We start from the raw sequence: 11,982 nt of genomic DNA, 5'->3' as shown, positions 1-11,982 counted from the left end.
AAAAATCCCGAAAAAACAAAATGGAGCATTGACAACCCTGGCTTTAGTGGGTAGAATTTAAACGCAGTGTTTTTTGAACGATACCGCGCAGATACCGTATGAGGTAGAGCGGCAGCGAAAAGAAAAGGAGCAGATACTATGGCAAAAGTAGGTATTGTTATGGGCAGCGATTCAGACATGCCTGTAATGAGTAAAGCAGCAGATATGTTGGAAAAGTTCGGGATTGATTATGAGATGACCATCATCTCTGCGCACAGAGAGCCGGATGTATTTTTTGAATATGCCAGAACGGCAGAAGAAAAGGGCTTTAAGGTGATCATTGCAGGTGCAGGTATGGCGGCACATCTGCCGGGGATGTGCGCGGCTATTTTCCCAATGCCGGTGATCGGTATTCCAATGCACACGACATCTCTTGGAGGACGTGATTCCCTGTACTCGATCGTACAGATGCCGAGCGGGATTCCGGTAGCGACCGTGGCGATTGGCGGCGGGGCGAATGCAGCGATCCTGGCTGCAAAGATTCTTGCAGTTTCAGATCCGGAGCTTTTGCAGAAGGTGAAGGATTATGCGGCTGAGCTGAAAGGCCAGGTGGAGGCCAAGGATGCAAAGCTGAAGGAAGTCGGATACAGGCAGTATATGTCAGAACAGAAGAGATAAATACACGGGAGGAAGCCATGGATTACAAGAAAGCTGGAGTAGATATTGAGGCAGGCTACAAGTCTGTAGAATTGATGAAGGAACATATCAAAAAGACCATGAGACCGGAGGTACTGACGAATATCGGCGGTTTTTCCGGAGCGTTTTCCATGGAAAAATTCAAACATATGGAAAAGCCGACGCTTGTTTCCGGCACAGACGGCGTGGGGACCAAGCTGAAGCTGGCTTTTCTTTTGGACAGGCATAATACAGTTGGTATTGACTGTGTGGCCATGTGTGTGAACGATATCGCATGTGCAGGCGGAGAACCACTGTTTTTCCTGGATTATATTGCATGTGGCAAGAATTATCCGGAGAAAATAGCAGAGATTGTCAGCGGTGTGGCAGAGGGCTGCGTGCAGTCAGATGCAGCGCTGATTGGCGGAGAGACGGCGGAGATGCCAGGCTTTTATCCGGAAGATGAATACGATCTGGCAGGGTTTGCAGTTGGTGTTGTGGATGAGAAGGATTTGATTACCGGGAAAGAATTGAAGGCGGGCGATGTGCTGCTTGGTATTGCGTCTTCCGGTGTACACAGCAATGGTTTTTCTCTTGTGCGTAAAGTATTCCCAATGGAAAAAGAGGCACTGGAGACTTATTATGACGAACTCGGCACAACGCTTGGAGAGGCGCTGCTCGCTCCGACGAAGATTTATGTAAAAGCGCTTCGCAATATCCGTGAGGCTGGCGTGGTGGTGAAAGGATGTAGCCACATCACAGGCGGCGGATTTTATGAGAATGTTCCTCGTATGCTAAGAGACGGTGTGTGCGCGGTTATTAAAAAGGACAGTTACGAGGTACCGGCGATTTTCCGTATGCTTGCTGCGCGCGGGCAGATTGCGGAAGAGATGATGTACAATACCTATAATATGGGAATCGGTATGGTAGTTGCGGTTGCCCCGGAAGATGTAGAGGCAGCAAAGAAAGCGATAGAAGCGGCTGGCGAAACCGTATATGAAATCGGCGGTATCGAAGATGGAGAAAAGGGAGTCGTTTTATGTTAAAAGTTGCGGTTATGGTTTCCGGGGGCGGTACGAACCTGCAGGCGATTCTTGACGCTGTGGCAGATGGAAAAATAACAAATGCACAGATCGTAAAAGTAATCAGCAACAGCCGGAAGGCGTATGCACTGGAACGTGCGACGGTGGCAGGGATTCCGTCAGAATGCGTCACGCGCAGGGATTATCCGGAGGAAAAGCAGTTTCAGGAAGCATTGCTGCGGGCTTTGCAGGAATCAGGAGCAGACCTGGTTGTTCTGGCCGGATGTCTCGTTGTAATTCCGCAGAATGTGGTTGATGCATATCCCAATCGGATTATTAACATTCATCCGGCGCTGATTCCGTCTTTTTGCGGTACCGGGTATTATGGGCTGGGCGTTCATGAGGCAGTCCTTGCCCGCGGAGTGAAGGTGACAGGGGCTACGGTTCATTTTGTTGACAGTGGAACAGATACTGGGCCGATTATTTTGCAAAAGGCAGTGGAAGTATTGGATGATGATACACCGGAGACGCTGCAAAGAAGAGTGATGGAGCAGGCAGAGTGGAAGCTTCTGCCGCAGGCGATTGATCTGATCGCAAATGATTGTCTGGAAGTAGTGGATGGCAGGGTCAGGTTCAGGAAAGATCGGTAAACAAAAAATCAGAGAAGATGCGTAATGAATAAATCAGGAACATGAAAATCTGTCTGGGACGAGAACAGACCGATTGAGATACAATGGAGGAACCGAATGAAAATATTGATCGTCGGCAGCGGCGGCCGGGAGCATGCCCTTGCCTGGAAAATTGCGCAGAGTCCGCGGGCAGATAAAATTTACTGTGCTCCGGGGAATGCAGGAATTGAAGAATTCGCAGAGTGTGTGGACATCAAGGCGATGGATTTTGAGGCTTTGGCTGCATTTGCAAAAGAACATGAAATTGATCTCACAGTGATCGGAATGGATGATCCGCTTGTGGGCGGTATTGTAGATGTGTTTGAGGAACAGGGACTTCGGGTATTTGGTCCGCGCAGAAATGCGGCTATTCTTGAGGGATCAAAAGCTTTTTCCAAAGACCTGATGAAAAAGTATCAGATTCCGACAGCGTCCTATGAGAATTTTACGGATGCGGCAACGGCACTTGACTATCTGAAAACAGTGAAGTTTCCGATTGTTTTGAAGGCAGACGGTCTGGCACTTGGAAAGGGTGTATTGATCTGCAATACGTTTGAAGAAGCGCAGGCCGGTGTCCGGGAGATTATGACAGATAAGAAGTTCGGCGCAGCAGGCAACTGTATGGTAATCGAGGAGTTTATGACAGGCAGAGAGGTATCGGTACTTGCCTATGTGGACGGAAAGACGATTAAGACGATGACCTCTGCGCAGGATCATAAGAGAGCCGGAGACGGAGATACAGGACTGAATACTGGCGGTATGGGTACTTTTTCTCCAAGTCCGTTTTATACAAAAGAGATTGATGCCTATTGCCAGAAGCATATCTATCAGCCAACGGTTGATGCCATGGCGGCAGAAGGCAGAATATTTAAAGGAATTATTTTCTTTGGTTTGATGCTGACTGCGGATGGTCCGAAAGTGCTGGAGTACAATGCAAGATTCGGCGATCCGGAAACGCAGGTAGTATTGCCAAGGATGAAGACCGACATCGTGGATGTGTTTGAGGCCTGTATTGACGGCACTTTGGATAAAATTGATCTTGTGTTTGAGGAGAATGCGGCAGTCTGCGTCGTACTTGCATCGGAGGGTTATCCGGTCAGCTATGAGAAAGGCTATCTGATTGAGGGTCTTGAGACGTTTCATGGAAAAGAAGGATATTATGTGTTCCATGCAGGAACTGCGAAAGGAAAGGGCGGTATTGTCACAAACGGCGGAAGGGTGCTGGGCGTGACTGCGACAGGGGCTGATCTAAAATCTGCACGGAAAAATGCATATGAGGCAGTAGAGTGGGTGCATTTTGGGAATAAATATTACAGACATGATATTGGTAAGGCAATTGACGAGGCATAAGCCGGTGCCAGAGGAAAAGGAGTGTAAAATGAACGAGAAAAGATACTGCGTTAAAGCAGCAATCCTGCTTGTGATTACATTGGTATGGGGACTTTGTATGCCTGTATTTGCAGGGAGCGCATCGAATGATAACTCTCTGTCCTCTCTTGGTATTCTGACTGAGGGAGCGGAAGTATCGCCGGCGTTTGAATATGGCAGAACGGAGTACGAGGTAACGGTGCCTGCAGGGACGCAGAAGCTGGAACTGGAACCAATTCCTTCCCATGGAGCAGCATGGATTGCGGATATTACAGGGACGGAGCTGACAAATGGAGAGACGACGGTAACTATTACAGTGTCAGCAGAGAACGGAGAACAGTATCCGTATCATCTGCATGTGAAGGCGGCCGGAGGAGCTGTTGCTCCGGTTGAGACGGAACCGCAGACGGAGACGGAAAAGGAGACAGAGACAGAACCTCAGACCGAAGATCCACGCTATGTTAAGGTTGACCGAACAGCGATGGAGGAAGCAGAAAAAACGATTACAGCGCTGAAGACGGAAGTGGGAAGCTATCGTGACCGGTCTGGTATTCTGATGAAAATATTGTATGGAATGATTGCATTCTGTGTGATTTTGCTTTTTGTGGTCATCAACCTGATTTTAAAGAAAAGAGATCTGAAAACAGAATTGAATGAATACTACGGGGTTGGATATCCGCAGGGGAGCGGATCTGACTATGCGACAGGCCAGAATTATGAGGCAGAAGAATATTTTGACGACGTACCGGCTAAACATCAGAAAAAGGACAAAACATCATCAAAACGCCGCAGAAAAAAGGGCGGGGAAGATATGATGCAGAAACAGGAGCGTATGACAGCTTCCTCCGGATATGATCAGGAAGGCGTGCAGGATCAGATGTGGTATGATGAAGAAAGTACCGATTCACAGGACTGGTATGGCCAGGATGATGATCCCACGACTGTGCCGAAGCCTTCAAAAGCAAAGAAAAAACCGAAAAAAATGCCGGAGTATCAGCAGCAGCCAGAGTATACGTATCGACAGCCTGCAGGAAAAAAGCAGGCGGACAAAGATGTGGAAGTAACAATGATCGATCTGTAGACAATCCTTTGGCGGCGGAAAGAAACGAGCAGAGAAAAAGAATAATACGTTAAGAGAAATCCGCCCGAACAAGCTGGAAAAAGGAACCAGTGATTGCCGGGTGGATTTTTTAAGACGAAGGTTTCAGGAAGAATGGCAGCGTACGTGTGTAGACGCTGACCGGATAAACGGAAAACGGGAGGAACATTCATGCAGGAAAATTATACACAAAGTGCCAGTGCTGTGTTAAAACTTGCTGTGAAGGCAGCAAAAAGCAGTGGTCACAGCTATATCGGAACGGAGCATCTGCTGATCGGACTTGTGCAGGAGCAAAAGGGAACTGCGGGTGAAGTGTTGAGATCGTATCATGTTGAGGAAGAAAAACTGAAAGCAATGATTGAGCGTCTGATTGCCCCGGAGGGAAGTATCGCTTTTGCAGATGAAAAGGCATGGACACCGCGCGCGGAGGATATTTTGAAGGACAGCGGCAGCCTGGCTGAAATGCTTGGCTGTGAATCAGTGGGGACAGAACATCTGCTTCTTGCGATTTTGCAGGATGCGCAGAATGTTGCGGCAAGGCTCTTGCATACACTTGGTGTGAACCTTCAGAAGCTGTGCAATGATGTGGCTTCCGCGATAGGGCTTTCGGAGGAGAAATACAAGGAGCTGGCGCGCAGCATGAAAATGGACAGCAGCGGAGGTAGTTCTACACCGATGCTCGATCAGTACAGCAGGGATTTGACAGAGCTTGCATATCAGAAAAAACTGGATATTACGGTCGGCAGAGGACAGGAGACGGAACGCATTATTCAGATTTTGAGCAGACGTACAAAAAATAATCCCTGTCTGATCGGTGAACCGGGCGTCGGAAAGACAGCGATTGTGGAAGGGCTGGCCCAACGTATGGTAAATGATCAGGTGCCGGAGACTTTGCGCGGCAAACGTGTTGTGACGCTTGACATGGCAGGGATGGTGGCAGGGTCAAAGTACCGAGGTGAATTTGAGGAGCGCATCAAGCGGATTATCCAAGAAGTGACGGATAGCGGAGATGTACTTTTGTTTGTGGATGAGCTGCATACGATTATCGGAGCAGGAGGTGCGGAAGGCGCGATGGATGCCTCCAACATTCTGAAGCCGTCTCTGGCGAGAGGAGATTTGCAGCTGATCGGAGCAACGACGCTGGAGGAATACCGCAAATATATAGAAAAGGATTCTGCACTTGAGCGCAGATTTCAGCCGGTGCATGTGGAAGAGCCGTCCGAGGAGGATACCGTACACATTTTGGAAGGGCTTCGTCCGGCATATGAAAAGCATCACGGTGTTACGATCTCAGATGAGGCACTTGAAGCAGCAGTGAAGCTTTCAAGGCGTTATATCAATGACCGGTTTCTGCCTGATAAGGCGATTGACTTGATTGATGAGGCTTCGGCCAGAAAGCAGCTTGGATATTATCAGGCGTCAGAGGCAGAAAACGGACTTCAAGAGCAGTACGATGAAGTGGTTGCTGCCAGAGAAGCTGCAATTAAAGAAGGAAGGCTCGGAGATGCCAAAGCTTTCAATGAGGAAAAGGAACGGCTGGAAATGCAGATTGCCCGCCAGAAAAAACGTCTTCATGCGAGATATCAGGGAAAAAATGCAGTGGTAATCGTGGAGGACATTGAACAGATTGTTTCGATGTGGACAAAAATACCAGTACAAAAGCTCGGCGATGCAGAGGGAAGAAAACTTCTGAAGCTGGACGCACTGCTCCATCAGCGAGTAATTGGCCAGGAGGAGGCAGTGCAGGCTGTTGCAAAGGCAGTCAGAAGAAGCCGCGCAGGACTGAAAAGCCCGAATCGGCCGATTGGTTCCTTTTTATTCCTCGGCCCAACCGGCGTCGGCAAAACAGAGCTCTCAAAGGCTTTGGCAGACGTGGTGTTTGGCAGTGAGCGTTCGATGATTCGGGTCGATATGTCTGAGTATATGGAGAAGCACAGTGTTTCACGTCTGGTCGGTTCCCCGCCCGGATATGTAGGGTATGACGAGGGAGGACAGCTCAGTGAGAAGGTGCGACGGAATCCTTATTCTGTGGTGCTGTTTGACGAGATTGAAAAAGCACATCCGGATGTGTTTAATATTCTGCTTCAGGTTTTGGATGAGGGGCATATTACGGATGGTCAGGGAAGAAAGATTGATTTTAAGAATACAATTCTGATTATGACTTCAAATGCAGGCGCACAGTCGATCATAGCGCCGAAGCATCTCGGATTTGGGGCAGGGAATGATGAAAAACGAAATCACGAATCCATGAAAGCGAGCGTTCTGGAAGAAGTACGCCGGATTTTTAAGCCGGAATTTCTGAACAGAATTGATGAAACCATCGTGTTCCATGCACTGAACGAGGAAAACGTTCAGGAAATTACAGGCCTGTTACTGAAAGAGCTGTCCGAGCGATGTAAGGGACAGATGGGGATCGTACTGAAAATCAGCCCTGCCGTAAAACGCCATATTGCAAAAGCAGGCTTTGATCCGAAGTATGGGGCGCGTCCGCTGCGCCGCGCAGTGCAGAATCAGGTGGAGGACGCGCTGGCAGAAGAAATTCTTGCCGGCAATATAAAAGCAGGGGATACGGTGTCTGTGTCCTGCCAGAAGGGGAAGATACAGTTTCATCGGGAATCATAATTTCTGTCTGGAAATCTAGTTGGATTTATGGTAAGATGACATATCAGTTAACAACTTATACGACAAAATCAGGAGGGCATGTAAATGTCAGGTATTAAAGAGCTTATACGCACGGAAGAAAATGGTACGCTCAGCTTTGGGGATTATGAGCTTGCACAGAAGGCAAAACGTTCAGATTATGAGCACGAAGGCGATTTATATAAGATAAAAACATATGCAGAGATTACGAAGCTTGAGAAAAACGGAATGTTTGCATATGAGTCTGTTCCTGGAACCGCGGTTCATCATTTCAGCGCAACAGAGAGTGGCGTTTCGTTTGAAGTGGAAGGCGAGCAGGATGCACAGATTATTCTCGGCCTTGAGGAGGATGCAGAGTATAAGATTTATATTGATGACATGAGTATCGGAACCATGAAGACAAACATGGGCGGCAAGCTAGTGCTCAGCGTGGAAATTGGTGCAAGTGATGCCAGTGTTCCGGTAAAGGTTGTGAAGCTGTAAATGACAAAAGCAAAAACAGTATTTTTCTGCCAGAATTGCGGGTTTGAGTCTTCCAAATGGATGGGACAGTGTCCGGGCTGCAAAGAATGGAATTCATTTGCAGAAGAGCCGAGACAGACGCTTAAAAAGACAGCTCTTTCCAGCGCAGCGCACCGGGAGCAGTCCCAGCCAAAGACACTTTCGCAGATTGCATTCAGTCAGGACGCAAGGCTGGCAACGGGCAGTGCGGAGCTGGACCGTGTGCTTGGCGGCGGGATTGTGTGCGGTTCTTTGGTTCTGGTGGGCGGCGATCCCGGAATCGGCAAATCAACGCTTCTTCTTCAGATGTGCCGCAATCTCTCCGGATGTGGCAAAAAGGTATTGTATATTTCAGGCGAGGAATCTTTGCAGCAGATTCGGATGCGTGCAGAACGTATGGGGACCTTTACAGAGCATCTGATGATTCTTTGTGAGACGAATCTGGAGGCGATTCGGGAGGCGATCACGGAAGTGAAGCCGGAGATCGTGATTATTGACTCCATTCAGACGATGTTTCATGAAAATGTCACGTCAGCGCCAGGCAGCGTTTCACAGGTGCGGGAGTCAACTGCCGTACTGATGCAGATTGCGAAGGGTATGAACATTTCCGTTTTCATTGTCGGACATGTGACAAAGGAAGGCGTTGTGGCAGGACCGAGAGTGCTGGAACATATGGTCGATACAGTGCTTTATTTTGAAGGCGACCGGCATGCCTCCTATCGCGTGCTGCGCGGTGTGAAAAATCGATTTGGTTCCACGAATGAGATCGGCGTATTTGAGATGAGAGAATCCGGACTTGAGGAGGTGCCCAATCCGTCTGAGTATATGCTGGAAGGAAAGCCGGAAGGGGCTTCCGGTTCTGTTGTGGCCTGCACAATGGAGGGGACGCGTCCAGTGCTTTTAGAGGTACAGGCACTTGTATGCCGGAGCAATCTGGCGTTTCCGAGAAGAACTGCTGCCGGAACAGATTTAAATAGAGTTAATCTTCTAATGGCGGTTCTGGAAAAACGTGCAGGACTCGGACTTTCTTCCTGCGATGCGTATGTAAACATTGCAGGCGGGATACGGATGAATGAACCGGCGCTGGATTTGGGGATTATTTTAGCTGTAGCTTCCAGCATGAAAGACCGGCCGATTGATGCGAAGACGATCGCGTTTGGCGAGGTAGGGTTAAGCGGTGAGGTCCGTTCCGTCAGTATGGCAGAACAGCGCGTGCGGGAAGCGCAGAAGCTGGGATTTGACACAGTAATTCTTCCGGAGGTTTGCCGGAAGCAGGCCCAGAAGGTACAGGGAATAAAGCTGATCGGCGTTCGGAATGTAAAAGACGCGCTGGGAGCGATTCTGTAGCCGGTTCAAATTTTGAGAGAAATCATAAATATCAGTAAATATCAGAGAAAGAGGGGCCGTTGCAAAATGGCGAATCCATACCATATATGGCGTAGATGTAAGCGGCATCAAAACCATATATGGTCGGAACGCTGTATTTTGCAACAGTCCTTTTATTTATGTATTTATGCAAAAGCATCGAAATACAAGGAGTATCCAGCCGGATATTCTGTAAGAAAAAAGTCAGATTTCTATAAAAAAAATAGTGGCATTATCTGTTATACTAAGAGAGAAAAAAGACGGATGGAAGATACCAGAATTTTATATTGAGATAAAGGAGCCGGAAATGGAAACATATCGTATCTTAGTGGTGGACGATGATCGGGAGATTGTGAAATCACTTGCAAGACTTCTGGAGCTGGAAGGGTACCAGGTACTGAAGGCATACAATGGGATGCAGGCGCTGGAAATGGTGACAGAAAGGCAAATCCATCTGATTATTCTGGATGTGATGATGCCGCAGCTCAACGGGCTGGCTGCGCTTATGAAAATCAGAGAAAAAAATAACATACCGGTCATCATGCTTTCTGCAAAAACAGAGGAGAGTGATAAAGTGCTCGGACTTACGATGGGGGCGGATGATTATGTGACAAAGCCTTATAATACAGCAGAACTGATGGCCAGGGTCAAATCACAGCTTCGGCGTTATTTTTCCCTAGGAGCAGTGACTGCGATTTCCGGAGAAAATATACTGAAAAACGGCGGCCTGGTACTGGACAAAAATAAAAAGGAACTGACAGTAGATCAGGAACCGGTGCGTCTGACAGCGACAGAGTATAAAATTGTAGAGCTTTTGATGAGCCATCCAGGCTACGTTTTTTCGGCGGAAGAAATTTACTGCCGTGTGTGGCAGGAGGACGCTTATGGAATCGAAAATACGGTGATGGTACATATCAGACGAATTCGGGAAAAGATTGAGATTACTCCGAAATATCCAAAATATCTGAAGGTGGTGTGGGGAATTGGTTACAAGATTGAAAAATTCGATGAAAAGGCAAGGTGAGAGATGGAAGGGCTGGTTCACAAAAGAGAGAGGGCCGTTTTTCCTGGCAGGCAGTCTGATCGTGACGTCTGTTTTTCTGACGCTGACGGTTATTTATTATCAGTATTATAATTATTATCTTCATTCCTGGGAATATATAGACGGGTATCAGTTTTCTGCTTTTTTTTGCTTTTTACTGATGTTTCTGTCTGGTTTTATGACCATGCGCGGTCTGTTTTTTCATCGGAAAATGCTGATAACAAAGCTGTCAGGCGGTACTTTTGTAGGCGACAGAATAAAGACGGAATTACTCGTCATTTTACTATGTTATAGCAGCTTGAAATGGAGAACCTGTTTTATTTTTTACTCAACAGCAGTGTGGGGGAAATATCCGATCAACGACAGGCTGGATATTCTGTTTGCGTTTGTGCTTCATCTGACAATTGTGCTTTTCGTTTTTTATGGAAGTCTGTTGCTTCTGGTACGGCAGTGGCTTCTCGGAATCATGAAACAGACTTCATTGATCTGGTCGGAAGTGTGGCGATATCGGAATCGGACGCCAGTTGAAATCCGTATGCAGAACCGCAGGAAAGGCGCGCTTGTTCTGGCGTTATTGTTTTTGGCAGTCGGTGCTTTTGCGGGAATGCTATCAATGGGGGTGTGTGACCCAACGGTAGGGTTTTTGGTGATTGTGTCATGTGCGGGGCTGTTTCTCCTGTTTATCAAAAACGGATATACTGGCCGGATGCAGCGGGAGGTTGGCTGCCTGACATATCAGATTCAGTGCATGACGGAAGATCGCGAAATTCCACAGGAAAATATCCTCACGGAGCAATCTGCTCTGTATGAGGCGTCACAGCAGCTCTTGCATATTGATACGGCTATGAAAAAAAGTATGGAAAAGCAAATTCAGACGGAGAGATTGAAAATTGACCTGATTACAAATTTGTCGCACGACCTGAAAACTCCGCTGACTTCAATGGTAGGGTATACGGATTTGCTGAAAAAGGAAGAACTGAGCGCAGAAGCGCGGGATTATGTGGGCGTTATTTCACTGAAACAGGAGCAGTTGAAAAATATGATTCAGGATTTGTTTGATCTGTCAAAGGCAACAAGCGGTGAGACGCAGATGGCGATAGAGGTGCTTGATATGCGCAGGTTGCTGGAACAGACACTGGGCAATATGGAGGATGCCGTCTGTGAAAGCGGAAGAGAAATACGTACCAGCTATCAGGATGAACCTTTGCTTTTTGAAGGTGACAATGGAAAAATGTATCGCGTCGTGCAGAATCTTCTGGAAAATTCGCTGAAGTATTCTATGGAAGGCACGAGAATCTATCTGGAAGCCAGAAGAAAAGGCAGTCAGGTGGAAATGCAGCTGAAAAATATTGCATCCTATGAGATGGATTTTAATCCGGAGGAAATCATGGAGCGTTTTGTGCGCGGCGATAAGTCGAGGACAACGCAGGGGCATGGACTTGGGCTTGCCATAGCATCAGGATTTGTCCACAATATGGGAGGAACTCTGGAGGTCAGTATTGACGGAGATTTATTTAAGGTAGTAATGCGCTTTCCATTTCGAGATCATGAACAGAGGCGATAGAGAAACAAAAAATACGTCCCCGTAAATAAACATGGAAAATGATTGAAAAATTTTTAACA

Annotated in this window: 10 protein-coding genes; all 10 read left to right on the top strand. The window is 47.6% G+C overall.

The window, feature by feature from the left end; genetic code table 11:
- Positions 1-138 precede the first annotated feature (138 nt).
- The 10 genes from purE (at position 139) to AC6I2O_RS02220 (ending at position 11,923) form a co-directional block, all read left to right on the top strand.
- Positions 139-657, top strand: coding sequence for a 5-(carboxyamino)imidazole ribonucleotide mutase (purE, locus tag AC6I2O_RS02265; RefSeq protein WP_120393588.1), 519 nt, complete (start codon positions 139-141; stop codon positions 655-657).
- 17 nt (positions 658-674) lie between these two features.
- Positions 675-1,700, top strand: a complete 1,026-nt coding sequence (gene purM, locus AC6I2O_RS02260; RefSeq protein ID WP_120393587.1) for a phosphoribosylformylglycinamidine cyclo-ligase — start codon at positions 675-677, stop codon at positions 1,698-1,700.
- A complete protein-coding gene (gene purN / locus AC6I2O_RS02255; protein ID WP_120393586.1) occupies positions 1,694-2,326 on the top strand; it encodes a phosphoribosylglycinamide formyltransferase in 633 nt (210 codons plus the stop codon). Before purM ends, purN begins: the two co-directional genes overlap by 7 nt.
- 96 nt (positions 2,327-2,422) lie before the next feature.
- Positions 2,423-3,694, top strand: coding sequence for a phosphoribosylamine--glycine ligase (gene purD, locus AC6I2O_RS02250; RefSeq protein ID WP_120393585.1), 1,272 nt, complete (start codon positions 2,423-2,425; stop codon positions 3,692-3,694).
- 28 nt (positions 3,695-3,722) lie between these two features.
- Positions 3,723-4,793, top strand: coding sequence for a cadherin-like beta sandwich domain-containing protein (locus AC6I2O_RS02245; protein WP_497741695.1), 1,071 nt, complete (start codon positions 3,723-3,725; stop codon positions 4,791-4,793).
- Between the two features lie 189 nt (positions 4,794-4,982).
- A complete protein-coding gene (locus AC6I2O_RS02240) occupies positions 4,983-7,433 on the top strand; it encodes an ATP-dependent Clp protease ATP-binding subunit (RefSeq protein WP_497741694.1) in 2,451 nt (816 codons plus the stop codon).
- Positions 7,434-7,517: 84 nt separating this feature from the next.
- Positions 7,518-7,934, top strand: coding sequence for an endosialidase (locus tag AC6I2O_RS02235; protein WP_120393582.1), 417 nt, complete (start codon positions 7,518-7,520; stop codon positions 7,932-7,934).
- Positions 7,935-9,299, top strand: coding sequence for a DNA repair protein RadA (gene radA / locus AC6I2O_RS02230; protein ID WP_497741693.1), 1,365 nt, complete (start codon positions 7,935-7,937; stop codon positions 9,297-9,299).
- 325 nt (positions 9,300-9,624) lie between these two features.
- A complete protein-coding gene (locus AC6I2O_RS02225; protein ID WP_120393603.1) occupies positions 9,625-10,341 on the top strand; it encodes a response regulator transcription factor in 717 nt (238 codons plus the stop codon).
- Positions 10,301-11,923: a sensor histidine kinase gene (locus AC6I2O_RS02220; protein ID WP_497741692.1), complete on the top strand. Its 1,623-nt coding sequence runs from the start codon at positions 10,301-10,303 to the stop codon at positions 11,921-11,923. The genes AC6I2O_RS02225 and AC6I2O_RS02220 overlap by 41 nt, the downstream gene beginning before the upstream one ends.
- Positions 11,924-11,982: the final 59 nt, after the last annotated feature.

The sequence above is a fragment of the Blautia sp. St.27G3 genome (genome assembly GCF_059728505.1).
The sequence above is the reverse complement of the archived record's forward strand: the minus strand, read 5'-3'. Positions and strand labels throughout refer to the sequence as shown.